Annotated in this window: 18 protein-coding genes, 1 tRNA gene and 1 pseudogene; 11 read left to right on the top strand and 9 right to left on the bottom strand. The window is 71.2% G+C overall.

Translation table 11 applies throughout. The annotated features are described in order from the left end of the window. Positions 1 to 16: 16 nt before the first annotated feature. From nuoL to WBK50_RS28705, 4 genes and pseudogenes are all read left to right on the top strand, one after another. Positions 17 to 1968, top strand: a pseudogene (gene nuoL / locus WBK50_RS28720) (NADH-quinone oxidoreductase subunit L). After that, the gene (locus WBK50_RS28715) at positions 1965 to 3602 is read left to right on the top strand and encodes an NADH-quinone oxidoreductase subunit M (protein ID WP_341338562.1); all 1638 of its coding nucleotides are present in this window, start codon (positions 1965 to 1967) and stop codon (positions 3600 to 3602) included. The pseudogene nuoL and the gene WBK50_RS28715 overlap by 4 nt, the downstream one beginning before the upstream one ends. Next, complete coding sequence (gene nuoN, locus WBK50_RS28710) at positions 3599 to 5230, top strand: NADH-quinone oxidoreductase subunit NuoN (protein ID WP_341338561.1); 1632 nt, start codon at positions 3599 to 3601, stop codon at positions 5228 to 5230. The genes WBK50_RS28715 and nuoN overlap by 4 nt, the downstream gene beginning before the upstream one ends. Positions 5231 to 5280: 50 nt before the next feature. Then, a complete protein-coding gene (locus WBK50_RS28705) occupies positions 5281 to 6282 on the top strand; it encodes a polyprenyl synthetase family protein (RefSeq protein ID WP_445942316.1) in 1002 nt (333 codons plus the stop codon). 60 nt (positions 6283 to 6342) lie between these two features. Here WBK50_RS28705 and rarD read toward each other — a convergent pair whose 3' ends face one another. Then, positions 6343 to 7281, bottom strand: a complete 939-nt coding sequence (rarD, locus tag WBK50_RS28700; RefSeq protein WP_341338559.1) for an EamA family transporter RarD — start codon at positions 7279 to 7281, stop codon at positions 6343 to 6345. 188 nt (positions 7282 to 7469) lie between these two features. Between rarD and WBK50_RS28695 the strand changes: the two genes are divergently transcribed. Continuing rightward, entirely contained in the window at positions 7470 to 8219 is a 750-nt protein-coding gene (locus WBK50_RS28695; RefSeq protein ID WP_341338558.1) for an OmpA family protein, read from the top strand. Positions 8220 to 8227: 8 nt separating this feature from the next. Next, a complete protein-coding gene (locus WBK50_RS28690; protein WP_341338557.1) occupies positions 8228 to 8617 on the top strand; it encodes a LapA family protein in 390 nt (129 codons plus the stop codon). Between the two features lie 118 nt (positions 8618 to 8735). Here the strand turns inward: WBK50_RS28690 and WBK50_RS28685 are convergent, their stop codons facing one another. The 3 genes from WBK50_RS28685 to WBK50_RS28675 all read right to left on the bottom strand — a co-directional run bounded on the left by WBK50_RS28685 (position 8736) and on the right by WBK50_RS28675 (position 12634). Continuing rightward, positions 8736 to 9806: a 2-oxoacid:ferredoxin oxidoreductase subunit beta gene (locus WBK50_RS28685; RefSeq protein WP_341338556.1), complete on the bottom strand. Its 1071-nt coding sequence runs from the start codon at positions 9804 to 9806 to the stop codon at positions 8736 to 8738. Continuing rightward, positions 9803 to 11749 carry a 2-oxoacid:acceptor oxidoreductase subunit alpha gene (locus WBK50_RS28680; protein ID WP_341338555.1) on the bottom strand — a complete coding sequence of 649 codons (1947 nt, stop codon included), beginning with the start codon at positions 11747 to 11749 and terminating at the stop codon, positions 9803 to 9805. Before WBK50_RS28680 ends, WBK50_RS28685 begins: the two co-directional genes overlap by 4 nt. A gap of 126 nt (positions 11750 to 11875) precedes the next feature. Then, a complete protein-coding gene (locus tag WBK50_RS28675; protein ID WP_341338554.1) occupies positions 11876 to 12634 on the bottom strand; it encodes an enoyl-CoA hydratase in 759 nt (252 codons plus the stop codon). Positions 12635 to 12889: 255 nt separating this feature from the next. Between WBK50_RS28675 and WBK50_RS28670 the strand changes: the two genes are divergently transcribed. Beyond that, positions 12890 to 13255 (top strand): PaaI family thioesterase, encoded by a 366-nt coding sequence (locus tag WBK50_RS28670; RefSeq protein WP_341338553.1) that lies wholly within the window; start codon positions 12890 to 12892, stop codon positions 13253 to 13255. Positions 13256 to 13333: 78 nt separating this feature from the next. Continuing rightward, positions 13334 to 14194 (top strand): zinc metalloprotease HtpX, encoded by an 861-nt coding sequence (gene htpX, locus WBK50_RS28665; RefSeq protein ID WP_341338552.1) that lies wholly within the window; start codon positions 13334 to 13336, stop codon positions 14192 to 14194. Position 14195: 1 nt separating this feature from the next. Here the strand turns inward: htpX and WBK50_RS28660 are convergent, their stop codons facing one another. From WBK50_RS28660 to WBK50_RS28650, 3 genes are read right to left on the bottom strand one after another with little or no spacing between them, the layout of a single operon-like run. Further along, positions 14196 to 15848, bottom strand: a complete 1653-nt coding sequence (locus WBK50_RS28660; protein ID WP_341338551.1) for an AMP-binding protein — start codon at positions 15846 to 15848, stop codon at positions 14196 to 14198. A gap of 43 nt (positions 15849 to 15891) precedes the next feature. Then, complete coding sequence (gene rfbA, locus WBK50_RS28655; protein ID WP_341338550.1) at positions 15892 to 16806, bottom strand: glucose-1-phosphate thymidylyltransferase RfbA; 915 nt, start codon at positions 16804 to 16806, stop codon at positions 15892 to 15894. Between the two features lie 35 nt (positions 16807 to 16841). Beyond that, positions 16842 to 17018, bottom strand: coding sequence for a hypothetical protein (locus WBK50_RS28650; RefSeq protein WP_341338549.1), 177 nt, complete (start codon positions 17016 to 17018; stop codon positions 16842 to 16844). 130 nt (positions 17019 to 17148) lie between these two features. Between WBK50_RS28650 and WBK50_RS28645 the strand changes: the two genes are divergently transcribed. After that, positions 17149 to 17643 (top strand): PaaI family thioesterase, encoded by a 495-nt coding sequence (locus WBK50_RS28645; RefSeq protein WP_341338548.1) that lies wholly within the window; start codon positions 17149 to 17151, stop codon positions 17641 to 17643. 664 nt (positions 17644 to 18307) lie between these two features. Here the strand turns inward: WBK50_RS28645 and WBK50_RS28640 are convergent. Further along, positions 18308 to 18799 (bottom strand): YajQ family cyclic di-GMP-binding protein, encoded by a 492-nt coding sequence (locus tag WBK50_RS28640; protein WP_341338547.1) that lies wholly within the window; start codon positions 18797 to 18799, stop codon positions 18308 to 18310. Between the two features lie 92 nt (positions 18800 to 18891). Between WBK50_RS28640 and WBK50_RS28635 the strand changes: the two genes are divergently transcribed. Next, positions 18892 to 18973: transfer RNA gene (locus tag WBK50_RS28635), tRNA-Tyr, on the top strand. A gap of 122 nt (positions 18974 to 19095) precedes the next feature. Here the strand turns inward: WBK50_RS28635 and WBK50_RS28630 are convergent. After that, positions 19096 to 19257, bottom strand: a complete 162-nt coding sequence (locus WBK50_RS28630) for a hypothetical protein (RefSeq protein ID WP_341338546.1) — start codon at positions 19255 to 19257, stop codon at positions 19096 to 19098. Positions 19258 to 19552: 295 nt separating this feature from the next. On the opposite strand from WBK50_RS28630, the gene WBK50_RS28625 reads away from it, so the two are divergent. Next, on the top strand, positions 19553 to 20278 hold the full coding sequence (locus tag WBK50_RS28625; protein ID WP_341338545.1) for a PAS domain-containing protein: 726 nt from the start codon (positions 19553 to 19555) through the stop codon (positions 20276 to 20278). Positions 20279 to 20328: the final 50 nt, after the last annotated feature.

The raw sequence follows: 20328 nt of genomic DNA, 5'->3' as shown, positions 1-20328 counted from the left end.
CCCCGAAAGGCCTGGAGTGCACGCCGTGACCGAACTCCCCGAGGTGCTCCCCGCCGGCGGGGCCGCCTCCCTCGCGTGGCTGCTGTTCGTGCTGCCCGCGGCGGGTGCCGTGATCCTCTTCCTGGCCGGGCGGCGCGCGAACGCCACCGGACACTGGCTCGGCGTCGCGACCGTCGCCGCGTCGTTCGTGCTCGGCCTGGTGATCTTCTTCGAGACGCTGGGCCTGGCCCCGGAGCAGCGCACCCGTGAGGTGGACCTGTACCACTGGATCACCTCCGGGTCCCTCGACGTCACGTTCGGGCTCCGGCTGAGACCCCTCTCGCTGACGTTCGTGCTGCTCATCACCGGGGTCGGCTCGCTGATCCACCTCTACTCGGTGGGCTACATGAAGGAGGACCCGGGGCGCCGGCGGTTCTTCGCGCAGCTCAACCTGTTCGTCGCGGCGATGCTCGTGCTCGTCCTCGGCAACAACTTCGTGATGCTCTACCTCGGCTGGGAGGGCGTCGGCCTGGCGTCCTACCTGCTGATCGGCTTCTACCAGGACCGTCCGTCCGCGGCGACCGCCGCGAAGAAGGCATTCCTGATGAACCGCGTCGGCGACGTCGGGCTGGCCCTCGCGATCTTCCTGATCTGGCTCAACCTCGGCACCCTGCGGTACGACGAGGTCTTCGCCCGGATCGGCGAGGTCCCGCCCGGCACCGTCCTGGCGATCACGCTCCTGCTGCTGCTCGGGGCCTGCGGCAAGTCCGGCCAGTTCCCGCTGCAGTCCTGGCTGCCGGACGCGATGGAGGGCCCGACCCCGGTCTCGGCCCTGATCCACGCGGCCACGATGGTCACCGCGGGCGTCTACCTGATCGCCCGCACGAACCCGATCTACGACCTCACCGAGACCGGACGCCTGGTCGTCGCGGTCATCGGTGTGATCACCCTGTTGATCGGGGCGATCATCGGCTGCGCCTACGACGACATCAAGAAGGTCCTCGCGTACTCCACCGTCAGCCAGATCGGCTACATGTTCCTGGCCGTCGGGCTCGGCCCGGCCGGGTACGCGCTGGGCATCTTCCACCTGCTCACGCACGGCTTCTTCAAGGCCGGGCTGTTCCTCGGGGCCGGGTCGGTCATGCACGCCATGAACGACGACGTGAACATGCGGCGCTACGGCGGCCTCGCCCGGTACATGCCCATCACGTTCATCACCTTCGGCCTCGGCTACCTGGCGCTGATCGGCTTCCCGTTCCTGTCCGGCTACTTCTCCAAGGACGCGATCATCGAGGCCGCGTTCGCGCAGCCGGGCTGGCAGGGCTGGGTGTTCGGGCTCACGGCGACGCTGGCCGCCGGGCTCACGGCGTTCTACATGACCCGGCTCATGATCATGACCTTCTTCGGCGAGGAACGCTGGAAGCACCTCAAGGCCCCGGACGGCGAGAGCTACCACCCGCACGAGGCCCCGCCGACCATGACGATCCCGATGATGGTGCTGGCGGTCGGCTCGGTCTTCGGCGGGTTCACGCTCTCGGCACTCGGCCTCAACCAGTGGCTCGAACCGTCCCTGGGCCCGCTCGTGGAACTCGAGGGCGGCGTCCTGCCGCACGCGCTGGTCCCGTGGCTGGTCCTGCTGTTCTCGGCGCTGGGCGTGCTGGTCGCCTACCTCGTCGTCGGGCGCCGTCCGACGCCGGTCGAGCGTCCGCTGCGCGTGTCGCTCCCCGTGCGGGCCGCCCGCGCGGACCTCTACGCCAACGCGGTCAACGAGACCCTCATCGCCCGGCCGGGCGTCTGGCTCACCCGCGCGCTGGTGTTCGTGGACAACCGCGGCGTCGACGGCCTGGTCAACGGCATCGCAGCCGGGCTCGGCGGAGCTCGTCGAGGCTACGAAGGCTCCAGACGGGATTCGTCCGAAGTTATGCGCTTTCGATCCTCGGCGGCTCGGTGTTCGTCGTGGCGGCCCTGTTGGCGGTGAGGTTCGCGTGAACACGATCGCACCCGACTCCGGCGGCAACGTGCTGCTGCTCGTCCTGCTGGCCCTGCCGGTCCTGGGCGCCCTGGCGATGTACCCGCTGCGGCGCAACATCTCAGCTGCCAAGGGCGTCGCGATGGGGACGGCGCTGCTCGAGTTCGTCCTCGTCGTCGTCGTGTACCTCAGCTACTCCACGCAGGCCGCGGCCTCGGGCACCCGGTTCCAGCTCGAGTTCTCGGCGCCCTGGATCCCGGCGTTCGGCACCCACTTCGCCTTCGGCATCGACGGCATCGCGCTGGTCCTCATCGCGCTCACCGCGTTCCTGGTCCCCGGCCTGATGCTCTTCGCCTGGGCGGAGAAGCTGCCCGAGGGCCGGACGACGTCCGGCTACTTCGCGCTGCTGCTGGCCACCGAGGCGACGCTGATCGGCGTCTTCGCGGCCACGGACGTCTTCCTGTTCTACGTCTTCTTCGAGGCGATGCTCATCCCGATGTACTTCCTGATCGGGCGCTTCGGCGGCCCGAACCGGCAGTACGCCTCGGTGAAGTTCTTCCTCTACTCGCTGCTCGGCGGACTGATCATGCTCGCGTCGCTGATCGGGCTGTACGCGACGAGCGCCGAGCAGCTGGGCCAGGGCACGTTCACCTGGACGGACCTGCAGGCGATCGCCGCGCACACCCCCACGTCGACCCAGATCTGGCTGTTCCTGGGCTTCTTCGTCGCGTTCGCGATCAAGGCGCCGCTGGTGCCGTTCCACACCTGGCTGCCCGACGCCAGCGCCGAGGCGCCGATCGTGGCCGCGGTCCTGCTCGTCGGCGTGCTGGACAAGGTGGGCACGTACGGCTTCCTGCGCTACTGCCTGCCGCTGTTCCCCGAGGCGTCCAAGACGCTCGCGCCGCTGGTGCTGATCCTGGCCGTGATCGGGATCCTCTACGGCGCGCTGCTGGCCGTGGGACAGAAGGACATGAGCCGGTTCGTCGCGTACACCTCGATCGCGCACTTCGGCTTCATCGCGCTCGGGACGTTCGCGTTCTCCAGCCAGGCCTTCGCCGGCGCGGCGCTCTACATGGTCAACCACGGGCTCTCCACCGGCATGCTCTTCGTGATGGTGGGCCTGCTGGTCGCCCGCGGCGGCTCGCGCCTGATCTCGGACTACGGGGGTGTCTCGAAGCTCGCGCCGGTGCTCGCCGGGTGCCTGCTGCTCGCGGGGATGTCCTCGCTCGCGCTGCCGGGCACGAACTCGTTCGTCAGCGAGTTCCTGGTGCTCGTCGGCTCGTACCCGCGCGAACCCGTCTACACGATCCTGGCGACGGTCGGGATCGTCTTCGCCGCCCTCTACATCCTCTGGTTCTACCAGCAGACGATGCAGGGGCCGGTCCGCGGCAACGCGGTGATCGGGGCGCTGGAGCGGGCCGGGGCCGGTGGTCCGGGCGCGATGATCGACCCGAACGTCGCCGCGAAGCGCGGCAGCGGGTTCCCGGACCTGACGAAGCGGGAGATCGGGGTGCTCGCCCCGCTGATCGTCGTGATCGTGGTGCTCGGGTTCTTCCCCGGCCCGCTGCTCGATGTGATCAACCCGTCGGTGGCCGCGACGATGCAGGAGGTCGGCCTGCCCGACCCGGTGCCCCTGGGAGGGATCGCCCGATGATCAGCTCGATACTCGCCCAGGCGCCGGTGGCGCCGATCAGCGCACCGGCCGTGGACTACGCGGCCGTCATGCCGCTGCTCGTCGTGCTCGGCGGCGCCTGCGTCTCGGTGCTGCTGGAGGCGTTCCTCCCGCGGCACCAGCGCTGGCCCGCCCAGGTCGCGCTGTCCGTGCTGGTCATCGCGGTCGCGGGCGTCTCGCTGGGGATCTACGCCGGGGACGCGCCGGTCGCCGGCGTCACCACCCTGTCCGACGCCCTGGCGATCGACGTCCCGACGCTGTTCCTGTGGGGCACGCTGCTGCTCCTCGGGCTGGGCAGCCTCCTCCTGATCGCGGACCGGTCCGTGGAGCCCGGCGGCGCGTTCATCGCGTCCGCCGAGGAACGGGCGGCCGTCGGCGCGACCGTGGGGTCCGTCGGGACCTCCGAGCCGGGGATCGAGCCCGAGCACGTCGACCGCTCCTACGGCGCCCCGGGCGACGCCCCGACCATGCAGACCGAGGTCTTCCCGTTCGCGCTGTTCGCGCTCGGCGGGATGATGGCCTTCGTCGCGGCGAACGACCTGCTCACCATGTTCGTGGCGCTCGAGGTGCTGTCGCTGCCGCTCTACCTGATGTGCGGGCTCGCGCGGCGCCGCCGGCTGCTGTCCCAGGAGGCGGCGGTCAAGTACTTCCTGCTCGGCGCCTTCGCGTCGGCGTTCTTCCTCTACGGCCTCGCGCTGCTCTACGGCTACGCGGGCTCGGTGCGGCTGACGGACATCGCCAACGCCGCGGCGGGCTCCCTGAAGTCCGACGCACTGCTGTTCGGCGGGCTCGCGCTGCTGATCGTCGGGCTGATGTTCAAGGGCTCCGTGGGCCCGTTCCACACCTGGACCCCGGACGTCTACCAGGGCGCCCCGACGCCGGTCACGGCGTTCATGGCGGCCTGCACCAAGGTCGCGGCCTTCGGTGCCATCCTGCGGGTGCTCCATGTCGCCTTCGGCTCCACCCACTGGGAGTGGCGCGGGATCATGTGGGCGGTGGCGATCGCGTCGATGTTCATCGGCGCGATCCTGGGCCTCACCCAGACCGACGTGAAGCGGATGGTCGCGTACTCCTCGATCGCGCACGCGGGCTTCCTGCTCCTCGGCGCCATGGCCATCACCCGCGAGGGCGTCTCCGGGACGCTGTTCTACCTCCTGGCCTACGGGTTGACGACGCTCGCGGTGTTCGGCGTGATCTCGCTGGTCCGGGATTCGGATGGTGAGGCTACTCACCTCTCCCAGTGGGCGGGTCTGGCGAAGCGCTCGCCGATCCTCGCCGGGGTGATGACGTTCCTGCTGCTCGCGCTCGCCGGCATCCCGCTCACGAGCGGGTTCACCGCGAAGTTCGCGGTGTTCTCGGCCGCGCTGCAGGACGGGATGGCCCCGCTGGTGGTGATCGCCCTGGTCGCGAGCGCCGTCACGGCGTTCTTCTACCTGCGTGTGGTGGTGCTGATGTACTTCAGCGAGACCCCCGCGGACGGCCCGACGGTCACCGTCCCGGGTGCGTTCACCACGGTCGCCATCACCCTCGGCGTGATCCTGACGCTGCTGCTGGGCATCGTCCCGACCCTGGCGCTGAACTGGGCGGGAGCCGGTGTCCTCGCGGGCTGAGCCCGGCGTGTCGGTGCCGGGCGCATCCTCCGACGGGGCCTCGTAGGCTGATGGGCGTGGAGACGCAGAGCGTGGCGGGTGTGGAGCTCGCCGACCCGGCCCTGGCCGCATCGACCGAGGCCGGGCTGGAGCGGGTGGAGGACCTCCTGCACCGCGAGGTGGAGAGCGGGTACCGGTTCGTCACCGAGACCTCGCTGCACCTGATCGACGCCGGTGGCAAGCGGTTCCGGCCCCTGTTCACACTGCTCAGCGCGCACGTGGGGACCGAGCCGGAGAGCGACGACGTGGTCCGGGCCGCGGCGGTGGTGGAGCTGGTGCACCTCGCCACGCTCTACCACGACGACGTCATGGACTCCGCCACGATGCGTCGTGGGGCGGAGAGCGCGAACCACCGCTGGGACAACACGGTCGCGATCCTGACCGGGGACTTCCTGTTCGCCCACGCCTCCCGGCTGGTGGCGGACCTCGGGCCGGACGCGGTGCGGATCATCGCCGAGACGTTCGCCGAGCTCGTCACGGGGCAGATGCGGGAGACCCGCGGCCCGCGCGAGGGCGACGACCCGGTCGAGCACTACCTGCAGGTGATCGCGGAGAAGACGGGGTCGCTCATCGCGACGGCCGGCCGCTACGGCGGCATGTTCTCCGGCTGCACCCCGGAGCAGGTGGACTCGTTGCAGCGCTTCGGGGCGACCATCGGCACCGCGTTCCAGATCTCGGACGACATCATCGACATCGCGTCACCGTCCGGGGACTCCGGCAAGACGCCGGGCACGGACCTGCGCGAGGGCGTGCACACGCTGCCGATGCTCTACGCGATGCAGGAGCCCGGGTCCGAGCGCCTGCGCGCGCTCCTGGCCCGCCCGATCACGGACGACGCCGAGGTGGCCGAGGCCCTGGCCCTGCTCCGCGCAGGCAACGGCATCCGGCGCGCCAAGGACACCCTCGCGGGCTACGCCGAGGAGGCCCGGGCCGAGCTGGGCAAGCTCCCCGCCTGCCCCGCCGTCGACGCCCTGGGCACCCTCACCGGCTACACCATCGACCGCACCGGCTGATCCCCCGCGAGTCGGTACCTCCCCGTCGCGCGAGGCGGCACGTCCGGTCGTCCGAGTCCGCTAACCCGGGACCACCCGGGATGTGCTCCTCGGGCGACCGGAAGTGCCGACCCGCGGGGATCGGGAGTGGCGGAGGAGGTCGACCGTGAAGAGGATCAGCGCGACCCACACGAGGCCGAAGCCGATCCAGCGGGTGAGCGGCATGTCCTCGTGGTTGACGAGCACGCCCCAGAGGAACTGCAGGGTCGGCGTGATGTAGGTCAGGGTGCCGAGGGTCGTGAGCGGGATCCGGCGCGCCGCGGCCCCGTACAGCAGCAGCGGGACGGCCGTGGCCGGGCCGGCCAGGACCAGCAGGACGTCGTGCAGGGCGCCGTGGCCGAGGACGGTTCCCGCACCGCTCACCCCGAACCAGACGACGGCGGCGAGCGCGAACGGGCCCAGCACGAGCCCCTCGGCGGTGAGGCTCGCCGTCGCGGGCAACGGCACGGTCTTCTTCAGCAGCCCGTAGATCCCGAACGACGTCGCCAGCACCAGGCCCAGCCAGGGCGGCGCGCCGTTCTCGACGCTCAGCACGACGACCGCCGTCGTGGCGATGCCCAGGGCGGCCCACTGCGTCACCCGCAGCCGCTCCCGGAGCACGACGACGCCGAGCAGCACGCTGACCAGCGGGCTCATGTAGTACCCCAGGGCGATCTCGACGACGTGGTCGATCGCGACGCCGTAGATGAACATGCCCCAGTTGACGGTGATGAACGCGGCCGCGGCGGCGACCGTCAGCCAGCCGCGCAGGCGCAGCGCCCGCAGCGCGCCCCATCCGCGCAGCAGCGAGAGCACCCCGGCCATCAGGACGGCCGTCCACAGGATGCGGTGGGCGAGCACCTCCAGCGGCGGCGCCGGATCCAGCAGCGGCCAGAATGCGGGGAACAACCCCCAGACCACGTGCGCGCCGACGCCGAGGCCGAGGCCCCGCCGGTCCACCTCCACCGCCGTGCTCGTCACCCCGTCATCAGAACATCCCGACCCGTTCGCGGCGAAACGGTCCAGCACACACTCAGGTCACGAGCCGTGATCGGAACGAGACTCGAACGTGATGCGGTTCGGTCACCGTCACCCGTGATGCGGCGACCACCTGCTCGGGGGAGGCGTTCTCGCCGAACGCGCGGGTCGAGCGAAGGCGAGAGACGACTGTGGCTCGAGGTTCGCCCACGCCGGCGCACGCCGCCGGGCCGGGACGCTCCCGGCGAACCGGCGTCTGGCTCGTCGGTGCGCTCGCGATCCCGGTGGTGCTGGCCGGCCTGGCCCTCGTCTGGCCCGGTCCCGGCATCGCGGACGACCTGCACGGCCGGGCGGTGGCGGCGCTCGGCTCGGCGGGGCTCCGGGGCGTGACGGTGGATCTGAGCGGCCGGGACGCGGTGCTGGCGGGCGTCCCGAACGGGCGGGAGTCCGAAGCGACGCGGATCGTCCAGGGGGTCGAGGGCGTGCGGGAGGTGCGGGTGCGGCCCGGTACATCCGGCACGGCGTCCCGCACCGACGAACCCGAGCCCGCGCCTACCGCGGCCCTGCCCGGCGGGCCGCCGGCCCCGGGGACGACGGACGCGGACCGGCAACGCGTGGCCGCCCTGCTCGCGCGCTCTCCGCTGCTGTTCACCGGCGACAGCGCGTCCCTCACCCCGTCCACCGCCCGGGCCGTCCAGGAGCTCGGCGCGCTGCTCGCGCAGCTCCCGGCGGCGCCGATCGAGCTGGTCGGCCACACCGCGGACTCCCCGGACTCGACGGTCGACGCGCAGGCCCTGTCCGAGCGGCGCGCGGCGGCGGTCGGGGATGCCCTGGTGGCCGCCGGCGTCGATCCCGTCCGGATCCGCGCCCGCGGTGCCGGGACCACCAACCCGCTGGCGTCGCAGGCCGCGAGCCGGCGCGTCGAGCTCATCCTCGGATAGGAGTCGTCATGGTCTGGCTGTTCGGGCAGGTGTGGGTGCTGCTCCTGGTCGCGTTCCTGCTGGGGGCGCTGCTGACCTGGGTTGCGTTCGCCGTCCCGTTGCGGCGTGCGGCCCGGCGCGCCCCCGGTTCCGACGCCGTGTGGTCACCGCCCCCGTGGTTCCCGGCGGGCCGGGCCTCGACGCCGCAGGCGCCGGTTCCCGAGCCGCCCCGCACCCGGGCTCCGGAGCCGCCCAGGATCCCGGCCCCGGCGGACCCGGCCCTGGCCGAGCTCGACCAGCGCCGGATCTCGGCCCGGCGCCGCTCGGCCGGGGCGGCCGCCGCCGGTGCGCTCGAGGGCCTCGCCGACGGCGACGACGGCCCGGACATCCCGCGACAGACCCGCCCGGACCAGGCGTGAGGACCGCCGGGCGGTGAGGACCGCCGGGCGGTGAGGACCGCCGAGCCGCCGACCCTCGAAACGAGGAGACCGCCGGCCCCGAGGGGGCCGGCGGTCGTCGATCGTGGGGCTGGGGCCCTCAGACGACGGTCCAGGTGTCGCGGCCGTTGAGCAGGGCCTGCAGGTCGGGGGTGCCGGCCTGGTTCTTGGCCTCCTGGACCTGGGCGCGGACCGCGTCGTCGTAGGTTCCGCGGTCGATGTTGCGGAAGATCCCGGTGACGGTGTGGTTCAGGTCCTGGTCCGAGAGCCGGGAGAGCGCGAACGCGAGTTCGTGGTTACCCGCGTCGTGCACCACGATCTGTGCCGGGTCCACGCCGGCGGCCTCGACCACTTCGAGTCGGAACCCGTTCTGGACGACGGCGTAGCTGCCCAGGCCGTCGGCGTCGGCGGGCCCGAACCGGATCGGCTCGCCGTGGCGGATCGGGACCAGGCGCTGCTCCTTGGTCTCGGGCTTGCGCAGGATGTCGAAGCTGCCGTCGTTGAAGATCGGGCAGTCCTGGAAGATCTCCACCAGGGCGCTGCCGCGGTGCGCGGCGGCGGCCCCGAGGACCTCGGTCAGGCCCTTGCGGTCGCTGTCCAGGGCGCGGCCGACGAAGGACGCCTCGGCGCCCAGGGCCAGGGAGATCGGGTTGAACGGGTGGTCGAGCGAGCCCATGGGGGTGGACTTGGTGACCTTCCCGACCTCCGAGGTGGGCGAGTACTGGCCCTTGGTGAGCCCGTAGATCCGGTTGTTGAACAGCAGGATCTTCAGGTTCACGTTCCGGCGCAGCGCGTGGATCAGGTGGTTGCCGCCGATGGAGAGCGCGTCGCCGTCGCCGGTGACCACCCACACCGACAGGTCCGGGCGGGAGACGGCCAGGCCGGTGGCGATGGTCGGGGCGCGGCCGTGGATGGAGTGCATCCCGTAGGTGTTGAGGTAGTACGGGAACCGGCTCGAGCAGCCGATCCCGGACACGAACACCGTGTTCTCGCGCTTGATCCCCAGGGTGGGGAGGAACTGGCGGACGGCGGCGAGGACGGCGTAGTCCCCGCAGCCGGGGCACCAGCGCACCTCCTGATCGGAGGTGAAGTCCTTCGCGGTCTGCTTCGCCTCGGTGGTCGGGACCAGGTCCAGACCCCCGATCACGGGCAGTCCCAGATCAGTGCTCATGCCAGAACTCCGGAGGAGACGTCGGTGCTCGTGGTGGGGTGCGACCCCGTCAGGTAGTCCCCGCTGACGTAGCCGAGGAACACGTCCTGCAGTTCCTCGGCCTTGAACGGCAGCCCGGAGACCTTGGTGTAGGACTTCGCGTCGACCAGGAACCGGGCGCGCAGCAGCAGGGAGAGCTGCCCGAGGTTCATCTCGGGCACCAGCACGGTGCGGTAGCGGCCCAGGACCTCCCCGAGGTTGGCCGGCAGCGGGTTGAGGTTGCGCAGGTGCGCGGTGGCGATGCTCTTGCCCTTGTTCCGGACCCGCCGCGCCCCGGCCCCGATCGGGCCGTAGGTGGAGCCCCAGCCGATGACCAGGACCTCCGCATCCCCGGTCGGGTCGTCCACGGTCAGGTCCGGCACCGGGATCCCGTCGATCTTGGCCTGGCGCAGCCGCACCATCCGGTCGTGGTTGTCCGGGTCGTAGGAGATCGAGCCCCGGCCGTCGGCCTTCTCCAAACCACCGATCCGGTGCTCGAGCCCCGCCGTGCCGGGCACGGCCCAGGGCCGGGCCAGGGTGTCGGCGTCGCGCAGGTAGGGCCAGAACTCCCCGGACCCGTCCGGGGCGTTCGGCTCGGTCGCGAACTGCGGGTCCACCCGGGTCAGGGTGGAGGCGTCGGGGACCTTCCACGGCTCCGACCCGTTGGCCAGCGCACCGTCGGACAGGATCATCACCGGGGTGCGGTAGCGCACGGCGATCTCGGCGGCCTCGACCGCGGCGTGGAAGCAGTCCCCCGGCGACTGCGGCGCGATGATCGGCAACGGCGCTTCGCCGTTGCGCCCGAACATCGCCTGCAACAGGTCGGCCTGCTCGGTCTTGGTCGGCAACCCGGTCGAGGGCCCGCCGCGCTGCACGTCGATCACCAGCAGCGGCAGCTCCAGGGCCACCGCCAGCCCGATGGTCTCCGACTTCAGCGACACCCCCGGCCCGGAGGTGGTGGTCACCCCGAGCGCGCCACCGAAGCTGGCCCCCAGCGCGGCACCGACACCGGCGATCTCGTCCTCGGCCTGGAACGTGGTCACGCCGTAGGCCTTGTGCTTGGAGAGCTCGTGCAGGATGTCCGAGGCCGGGGTGATCGGGTACGAGCCCAGGAAGACCGGCAGCCCGGTGGTCTGCCCGGCCGCGACCAGGCCGTAGGACAGCGCGGTGTTCCCGGTGATCTGCCGGTACGTCCCGGTCTCCAGCTTGGCCGGGGCGACCTCGTAGGTCACCGCGAACGCCTCGGTGGTCTCCCCGTAGGCGTGCCCGGCCTTGAACGCCAAGATGTTGGCCTCGGCCAGATCCGGGCGCTTGGCGAACTTCTCCCGCAGGAACCGCTCGGTGCCCTCGTGCGGCCGGTGATACATCCACGACAACAACCCGAGCGCGAACATGTTCTTGCTGCGCTCGGCGTCCTTCTTCGACAGCCCGGTCTCCTCCAGCGCCCCCCGGGTCAGGGTGGCCATGGCGACCTGATGCACCGCGAAGTCCGCGAGGGAGTCATCCTCGAGCGGGTTGGCCTCGTACCCGACCTTGGTCAGGTTCCGCTTGGTGAACTCGTCGGTGTTGACGATGAGCACCCCACCCTTGGGCAGGTCCGCGATGTTCGCCTTCAACGCGGCCGGGTTCATCGCCACCAGCACGTCCGGCCGGTCCCCGGGGGTCAAGATGTCGTAGTTCGCGAAATGCAGCTGAAACGACGACACCCCCGGCAGCGTCCCGGCAGGCGCCCGGATCTCGGCCGGGAAGTTCGGCAACGTCGACAGGTCATTGCCGAAGGTCGCGGTCTCCGAGGTGAACCTGTCACCGGTGAGCTGCATCCCGTCGCCGGAGTCCCCGGCGAATCGAATGACCACCCGGTCACGTTGAACCACCTCGGGGTCACCCTCGGAGGCGCGATCGACGGCGGTGTCGCTGGTCGTCATATCGAGGTCAGTCCCCGGTTCCGGTCGGGTATACGCATGTCCGGTCGAGGTTAACTCCCGGTGTCGACGAGTGTCCGTCGACCCTGCCCGATGTCACACCGGTTTCGTTCCGCTGAGGCGAACGCGTCATCGCTTGCTGATCCGCTTCTGCAGGGCGGTGACCCGCTGCTTGAAGTCCTCGGAGTGGACGGACGCGGCCTGGGCGCGGACCTCGATCTCGGTGGCCTCGGCGTGCGAGACGGTGCCGGAGGTGATCCGCATGGTGGCCTTGGTGGTCTCGATGAGGCTCCGCGACGCGGACGCGGCCCGGGAGGCCAGCTCGTGCGCCCCGGCGAGCAGGGCCTCGTCGTCGTCGTACCGGCGGTAGACCAGGCCGACGCGTTCGGCCTCGGTCGCGTCCAGGACGTCGCAGAACAGGGTCAGCGCGGCCGCGGCCTGGGCGCCGATCGCGCGCTGCGCCATCCAGGTGTAGCCGCCGCCGGGGTGCAGGCCGAGCTGCATGAACCGGGCGTCGAACTTGGCGCCGGGCCCGGCGAGGCGGACGTCGCACGCCAGGGCGAGGTTGAGGCCCGCGCCGACGGCGGCGCCGTTCACCGCGGCGAGGGTGGGCAGCGGGCAGTTCGCGACGGCGAGGAAACCGGAGTACACCCGGCGCAACGTCGCGGGGTCCGCGCTCTGCAGCTCGGCGAGGTCGCCGCCGGCGCAGAACGCGGGCGGTTCACCGGTGATGACGATCGCGCCGACCGACGGGTCGGCCACCGCCTCGTCGAGCGCGCTCACGAGCTTCCCCGCGAGATCCAGGTTCATCGCGTTGCGCCGCTCCGGGTTGGCCACCGTGAGCAGGGCGACGCCGTCGTCGACCTTCGTGCGGACTTCGGTACTCATGCTGTGATCCTGACACCGCCGGGCCGCTCGTGGGTGCCCGGTGTGGCGACCTCGGTTACCGTCCGGTCGTGTCCCACCCCTCACCGTTGTCGGCAAGGCCCCTCGAAGTACCGGCGGCCGCGGCGCGGCCGGCCCCCGTCCGGGGAAGCTCCGGCGCCCGGAGCGCCGGTCCCGCGGCACTACGACCGATGCTTCGCCTGCGGCGACGGCCCGGACGGGCTGCACCTGCGGTTCACGGCGGGGGAGGACCTCAGCGTGACCGCCGAGCTGCAGGTCCGGGAGGCCCACCAGGGCGCTCCCGGGCTCATCCACGGCGGCGTGCTGGCGGCGGCCTTCGACGAGACGTTCGGCGCGCTGAACGCCTACGTCGGGGAGGCGTCGGTGACCGGGCAGCTGAACACCAGCTACCGCAAGCCGGTGCCGGTCGGGTCGACGGTGCACCTGTGGGCGCGGCTCGAGGGCCGGGAGGGGCGCAAGCTCTGGATGCGCGCGAGCGGACGTCTCGACGCGCCGGACGGCCCGCTGGCGGCGGAGGCGTCCGCGCTGTTCCTGATCGTCCCGCCGAGCCACTTCGTCGACCACGGATCCGCGCTCCCGGACCAGATCGCGGTGAATCCCTAGACCACGGGCCGGCCCGGAACACCGGTCGGGCACGACTCGTTGACTCTGCAGACACCCGAGCGGAGAGGCGAGAGCGGCGTGCACAGGCACATGAACGGGCTGAAGACGGCGGTCCTCCTGGGCGCAATGAGCGCCCTGGTGCTGCTGGTCGGCGGGCTGATCGCCGGGCGGACCGGTGTGGTCCTCGCGTTCGTCGTCGCGCTCGGCATGAACGGCTACGCCTACTTCAACTCCGCGAAGCTCTCGCTGCGCGCGATGCACGCGCGCCCGATCACCGAGGCCGAGCACCCGGGCATGTACCGGATCGTCCGTGAGCTCAGCCAGCGCGCCCGTCAGCCCATGCCGCAGCTCTACCTCAGCCCGACCAACGCGCCCAACGCCTTCGCCACCGGCCGGGACGCCCGGCACGCCGCGGTCTGCGCCACCACCGGCCTGCTGGACCTGCTCGACGAGCGTGAGCTGCGCGCCGTCCTCGGACACGAGCTCAGCCACGTCTACAACCGCGACATCCTGATCTCCTGCGTCGCCGGGGCGATGGCCACCATGATCGGCTTCCTGGCGAATCTGGCGATGTTCACGGGCCTCTTGGGCGGGGGCGACGAGGACCGGCCCAACCCGATAGCGATGATCCTGATCGCGATCCTCGGCCCGGTCGCGGCGGGGGTCGTGCAGATGGCGGTGAGCCGCTCCCGCGAGTACCAGGCCGACGCCTCCGGCGCGGAGCTCACCGGGGATCCGCTGGCCCTGGCCTCGGCGCTGCGCAAGCTCGAGTACGGCGTCGCCCGGGCCCCGCTGCCGCCGGAGCCGAGCCTCGTCTCGCAGTCGCACCTGATGATCGCGAGCCCGTTCCGCCCGGGGGAGCAGAGGGTGAAGCTCTTCTCCACCCACCCGCCGATGGCGGACCGGATCCGGCGCCTCGAGGAGATGGCGTGGCGCTGACTCAACGTCCGCGCAGCTCCCGGCGCAGGATCTTGCCGCTGACCGTCTTGGGCAGCTCGTCGACGATCTCGACCTGTCGCGGGTACTTGTAGGCCGCCATCCGTTCCTTCGCGAACGCGATCAGCTCCGAGGGTTCCACGGCGTGTCCGGGCTTGAGCGAGACGAACGCCTTGACCGTCTCGCCCCGGTAGTCGTCCGGGACCCCGATCACGGCGGCCTCGCGGACGGCGTCGTGGCCGTAGAGCACGTCCTCGACCTCCCGCGGCCAGATCTTGTAGCCGCCGGCGTTGATCTGGTCCTTCTTGCGGTCGACGATGTAGAACCACCCGTCGGGGTCCATGAACCCGACGTCGCCGGTGTGCAGCACCCCGCCAGGCAGCGCGTTCGCCGTCTCGTCCGGGCGGTTCCAGTAGCCCGGCACGACCTGCGGACCGCTCGTCACGATCTCGCCGACCTCGCCCGCCGGCAGGTCCTGCCCGTCCTCGCCGACGATCCGGACCATCGTGTTCGACACCGGCACCCCGACCGACAGCGCACCGGACACCGGGTCCACCGGTGCCCGCTCCCCGAACGGCCCGACGTGCGACGGCGACGTCGTCTCCGTCAGCCCGTAGGCGTTGTGGATGTACGGCCCGAACTTGCGCTCGTACGCGTCGACGACGGCGGGGGCCACCGGCGCGCCCCCGCTGTAGACCTTGACCAGCGACGACAGGTCCCGCTCGTCGGCGTCGGGATGGTTCATCATCGCGATGAAGACGGGGATCGCCCCGACGACGAACGTCGCGCGCCAGCGTTCGACCAGTTCCAGCGCGGTCCCGGTGTCGAACCGGAAGCCGAGCACGACAGGTGCCGGGAGGAGCAGCCCGAGCGCGAGATGGCCGATCAGGCCGGTGATGTGGAACAGCGGGGCGACGCCGAAGATCACGTCGTCCGGGCCGAGGCGGATCCAGTCGCGGTAGGTCTGCGCGTTGAACACGACGTTGCGGTGGGTGTTCATCGCGCCCTTCGGCGGCCCCGTCGTGCCGGAGGTGTAGGTCAGGAACGCCACGTCGTCGGGACCGGGCTCCGGGACCGCCGGCGGGGCCGCGCCCGCGTGCTCGTCGATCAGCTCCAGCAGGTCGACGGCCGAGGCCGGCCGCATCCGGGCGCTGCCGGCCAGCAGCTTGGGCACCTCGCCGCCGAGGTACTCCAGCTCCGACGTCGTGATGATCGTCCGGACCGGGGTCGAGGCCTGCACGCTGTGCGCCACCGGGTACAGGGACTCCAGGGCGACCAGCACCGTCGCGCCGGAGTCGGCGAGGATCACCTGGAGCTCGCGTTCGCGCAGCATCGGGTTCACCGGCACGACGACCCCGCCGGCCTTCCACACGCCGAGCATCACGACCGGCCACTGCGGCACGTTCTGCAGGTACACCGCCACCCGGTCGCCCGGCTGCACCCCGAGGCCCGCGAGACCGGCGGCGAGCGCGTCGGAGTCCGCGTCCACCTGGCCGACGGTCCGGGTGGCGTGGAAGTAGTGCAGGAGCGGCCGGTCCGGACGGGCCACGGTGGCCGCGCGGAACATCGCCAGGGCCGACGGGTGCTCGAGCGCGGTCTCGGGCGCGACCCCGGCGTCGTAGCGGGCGAGCCAGGGTCGGTCGTCGTAGACGCTCATGCGTCCCAGTCAAACGGCAGACGTGACCGCTGTCACGACTTTCCTAGGCGGGTGCGGCCGCCCCGTGCGCCGCCGCGACGGACATCACGTACTCGCCGTAGCCGGACTTGGCCTGGGCCTCGCCCAGCTTGTAGCAGGCGTCCGCGTCGATGAAGCCGCGCTGCAGGGCGATCTCCTCGACGCACGCGATCCGCACGCCGGTGCGGTGCTCGAGCACCTGGACGTACTGGCCCGCCTCGAGCAGCGAGTCGTGGGTGCCGGTGTCCAGCCAGGCGAAACCGCGCCCGAGGTCGACGAGCCGGGCCTCGCCGGCGTCGACGTACGCGCGGTTGACGTCGGTGATCTCCAGCTCGCCCCGCGGTGACGGCTTCAGCCCGGCCGCGATCTCGACGACCTGGGAGTCGTAGAGGTACAACCCGGTGATCGCCCGGTTGGAGCGGGGACGGGCGGGCTTCTCCTCGATGTCGACGAGCCGGCCGTCGTCGTCCGCGACGCCGACGCCGTAGCGCTCGGGGTCGCGCACCGGGTAGCCGAACAGGACCGCGCCCGCGCCGTCGGGCTCGTGGGCGCCCCGGGCGATCCGGGCCGAGCACTCGCGCAGCGTCTCGGCGAAGCGCTGGCCGTGGAAGATGTTGTCCCCCAGGACGAGCGCGCACGAGTCCCCGCCGATGTGCTCCTCGCCGATCAGGAACGCCTGCGCGATCCCCTCCGGCCTGGGCTGCGCGGCGTAGCTCAGCGAGAGGCCGAGCTCCGAACCGTCGCCGAGGAGCCTGCGGAACAGGTCCTGCTCCTCGGGTGTGGTGATCACCAGGATCTCGCGGATCCCGGCCAGCATCAGCACCGAGAGCGGGTAGTAGATCATCGGTTTGTCGTAGACCGGCAGGAGCTGCTTCGACACGCCCCGGGTGATCGGATGCAGACGCGTGCCGGTGCCACCGGCCAGGATGATCCCCTTCATTGCCGGGAATCCTCCCACGCGAAACCGTCGAACCCTCAGGCCGTGCTGCACCGGTGACCGAGCTGTCCACCACCAGCGAGCACGGCGTCCTCGGCGTGCGGGACGTGGACTTCGCCCTCGAGCGGCTGCCGCCGCCGCCCGATCTCGCCGAGCTCGTCGAGCGGCACCGGGTGGTGAGCTGGGCACTGCCGAGGCCGGCGGGCGTCGGTCACGCTGTTGCCGCACCCGTGCGTCGACCTGGTTCTGGACCGCGGGAACCTCGCCGTCGCCGGTGTCGGGCGGGAGCGGTTCGCCTACGCCCGAGTCTGGGTTTCTTATCGCTATCCAGCTAGTCTCGGCTGCATGACGAACGTGCAGCTGGACCGGGAACGCGCCTACACCTGGGCCGACCCGCGCGGCATGGCCGCCGGGGCCGGGCTCGACGGGCTGACCCTGCTCCGCAGGGTCGCGGACGGTTCGCTCCCGGCGCCGCCGATCGCGCACACCATGGGCTTCGATCTCGAGTCCGTCGAGAACGGCCGCGCGGTCTTCGTGCTGACGCCCGCCGAGTACCACTACAACCCGATCGGCTCGGTCCACGGCGGCGTCTACGCGACCCTGCTGGACTCGGCGTGCGGCTGTGCGGTGCACAGCACGCTGCCGGCCGGCGTGCGGTACACGAGCCTGGACCTCGACGTGAAGTTCCTGGGCCGGATGACCACGGACACCGGGCTCGTGCGCTGCGAGGGCTGGGTCGTGCACGCGGGTCGCAGCACCGTGCTGGCGCGCGCCGAGCTGCGGAACGAGGCGGGGAAGCTGCTGGGCGAGGCGACGTCGTCCTGTCTGCTGCTCCGCTGAGGGTTTCGGGTGGCCGCTCGCGACGGGTGGCCGGGTTCGGCGGCGATGAGTTCCGGGTCCGGTACCGGGCGTAGGGGCATGTTCATCATCGCCGGACATCTCGTCGTCGATCCCATCGACCGGGACGGCTACGTCGCTGACGGTGTCGAGGTCGTGGAGGCTGCCCGCGCTTCTGCCGGTGCCTCGACTTCGCGCCGACGGCCGACGCGACGGACCCCGCCCGGATCATCGTCCACGAGGGCTGGGAGTCCGACGGGGAGCTGGTGGCGTTCCCGGGATCCGGGCCGGACGACGAGACCTCGGCCCGGAACCTGGACGCGGACGTGAAGAAGTACCGGATCTCGGCGGTCGAGGCACCCTGACCGGACCCCGCTCACCACGCGGTGGGCTTCGCGGGGTCGGGTGTGCCGCCCCCTCGGCGTGCCGCGCGACACGCCCTCGCGCCGGCGACGGGAAGGTGGGCGGTGCCCACCGCCGGACGGGAGCCTCGATGATCGCTGGCGCGCACGTGATCGTGTACAGCGCCGGCGCCGAGTCCGACCGAGCGTTCCTGCTGGATCTGCTCGGCACGGACCAGACGCAGACGCTGAGGGGCTCTGCGCTCAGCTGTTCCGGTGATCTGCCAACACCCCTCGAGAAGCTGTCTTCACAGCTCGGAGCGGTGCTACCGGTAGTTCGTGAACTGCAGCGCGATCCCGAAGTCCTTGCCCTTGAGCAGGGCGATCACGGCCTGCAGGTCGTCCTTCTTCTTGCCCGTGACCCGCAGCTGGTCACCCTGGATCTGGGCCTGGACGCCCTTGAACTTCTCGTCCCGGATGGCCTTGCTGATCTCCTTGGCCTTGTCCTGCTCGATGCCCTGCAGGATCTTGCCGGCGACCTTGTAGGTCTTGCCGGAGACGGCCGGCTCACCGGCCTCGAAGGCCTTCATGGAGATGTTGCGCTTGATCAATTTCTCCTTGAAGACGTCGACGGCGGCCTTCGCACGCTCCTCGGTCTCGGACTCGATCGTGATGGCCTCCTCGCCCGCCCAGGAGATCGACGTGCCCGTCCCCCGGAAGTCGAAGCGCTGCGAGAGCTCCTTCGACGCCTGGTTCAGCGCGTTGTCGACCTCCTGCCGGTCGACCTTGCTCACCACGTCGAACGACGGGTCGGCCATGGGTCCTCCTCGTGCAAGCGGGCCCCCTCTTCAGGGCCCGCATTCGGTCTGTCGTATCCTTCTCCCGCACGTCGGCACGCCGACAAGCACCCGGCAGGTTGCCCGAGTGGCCAAAGGGAGCGGACTGTAAATCCGTCGGCTTAGCCTACGAAGGTTCGAATCCTTCACCTGCCACACCCCGTGAAAACGGCCCCTGACCAGCGAGAAGCCGGTCAGGGGCCGTTTTCGTTGGTGTCCAGTGGTGTTCGACTCCGTCCGGCTCTCCACGGGTGTTCGCGGTCGCTACGCGGTCGCGATCATGAACCGGGATCCCGGAGGGCGTTCTCGATCCGACGGCGCGCCTCGTGCTCCTGGCCGGCGATGCACTTCGCGTAGACCCGGAGGAGGACGTCGACGCTGTGGCCGGCCCACTGCGCGACCTGCGGCGCGGGGACCCCACTGTTGAGCCACGTCGACACGGCCGCATGCCGCAGGTCGTATGGCCGCCGGGCGAGCGGCGAGGCGGTTTCCTCGTCGGAGAGCGCAGCGGCCCACAAGCGGCCGTGGAGGCTCTCGGAGAGCGGACCGCCACGCACCCCGCGGAACACCGGCCATCGGGGGTCGTGCCGTGCTCGTCGAGGTGCTCACGGAGGAGCGTGCCGAGTGAGGTGCCGCCCCATGCCGGTTATGCCGGTTTATGCCGAGGCTCTGCGGGATAGTCACGCTCGCACCAACTCAGGTATCGGCCGTTCAGGCGGCTAGGGGAGCTGCGCGATGGCCGGAGGCGAGGAGGCACCACCGCCCGAGGGCTCGTCCGGTGATTCGGTCTTGGTGTGGGTCCAGGACTTCGACGGTTACACCTTGTCGATCAACGCCGCGCACCGGGCGGTGTTGGGGTGGTCGTTGGACGAGCTGTCGGCGGTGCCGTTCTGGGAGCTGGTGCACCCCGACGACCAGCAGCGGTTGATGGAGGACCGGGAGCGGCTGGTGCTGCGCGGGCCGGGTCGGATGCCCGCCCGGCGGGTGCGGATGCTGTGCCGGGACGGCACGCACCGCTTCATCGCCTGCGGGATGCGGGCCAACCCGGAGGAGGAACGCATCTACCTCTGCGGTGAGGACGTCACCGACCACCCACCGCAGGTTCGCGGAGAGCGGTTCCTCGTCGGGTCCTGGGACTGGGACATCAGCCGGGACTTCGCGACATGGTCGGAAGGCATGTACGAGATCTACGGGCTCGAGCCGGGGACGGGGCACAACCTGGACATCGCCCTGCAGCGCATTCACGAAGACGACCGGGCGGCCGTGACCGAGGCGATCGGCTGGGCTCTGGCGGCCAAGGAGTCCTATGCGGCCAGCCATCGGATCGTGCGGCCGGACGGCGCGGTCCGGTGGCTGTACTCGACGGGCCGGGTCTTCGTCGGGGAGGACGGGGAGCCCGCGCGGATGCGCGGGCTGACCTGGGATGTCACCGACCGCTGGCAGAGCCCGCCGATCGGTTAGCGCCGCGTGCGGGTCTGAACATCGCCGCTGAAGGTTGCTCCGAGTTCCTC

Source organism: Pseudonocardia sp. T1-2H (assembly GCF_038039215.1).
GTDB lineage: Bacteria > Actinomycetota > Actinomycetes > Mycobacteriales > Pseudonocardiaceae > Pseudonocardia.
The sequence above is the reverse complement of the archived record's forward strand: the minus strand, read 5'-3'. Positions and strand labels throughout refer to the sequence as shown.

Bases quoted from the DNA above. Each gene is read 5' to 3' on its own strand.
- nuoN (WP_341338561.1), top strand. From the start codon at position 3,599: ATGATCAGCTCGATACTCGCCCAGGCGCCGGTGGCGCCGATCAGCGCA.
- WBK50_RS28705 (WP_445942316.1), top strand. From the start codon at position 5,281: ATGGGCGTGGAGACGCAGAGCGTGGCGGGTGTGGAGCTCGCCGACCCG.
- WBK50_RS28690 (WP_341338557.1), top strand. From the start codon at position 8,228: ATGGTCTGGCTGTTCGGGCAGGTGTGGGTGCTGCTCCTGGTCGCGTTC.
- WBK50_RS28685 (WP_341338556.1), bottom strand. From the start codon at position 9,806: ATGAGCACTGATCTGGGACTGCCCGTGATCGGGGGTCTGGACCTGGTC.
- WBK50_RS28680 (WP_341338555.1), bottom strand. From the start codon at position 11,749: ATGACGACCAGCGACACCGCCGTCGATCGCGCCTCCGAGGGTGACCCC.
- WBK50_RS28675 (WP_341338554.1), bottom strand. From the start codon at position 12,634: ATGAGTACCGAAGTCCGCACGAAGGTCGACGACGGCGTCGCCCTGCTC.
- WBK50_RS28660 (WP_341338551.1), bottom strand. From the start codon at position 15,848: ATGAGCGTCTACGACGACCGACCCTGGCTCGCCCGCTACGACGCCGGG.
- rfbA (WP_341338550.1), bottom strand. From the start codon at position 16,806: ATGAAGGGGATCATCCTGGCCGGTGGCACCGGCACGCGTCTGCATCCG.
- WBK50_RS28645 (WP_341338548.1), top strand. From the start codon at position 17,149: ATGACGAACGTGCAGCTGGACCGGGAACGCGCCTACACCTGGGCCGAC.
- WBK50_RS28640 (WP_341338547.1), bottom strand. From the start codon at position 18,799: ATGGCCGACCCGTCGTTCGACGTGGTGAGCAAGGTCGACCGGCAGGAG.
- WBK50_RS28625 (WP_341338545.1), top strand. From the start codon at position 19,553: ATGGCCGGAGGCGAGGAGGCACCACCGCCCGAGGGCTCGTCCGGTGAT.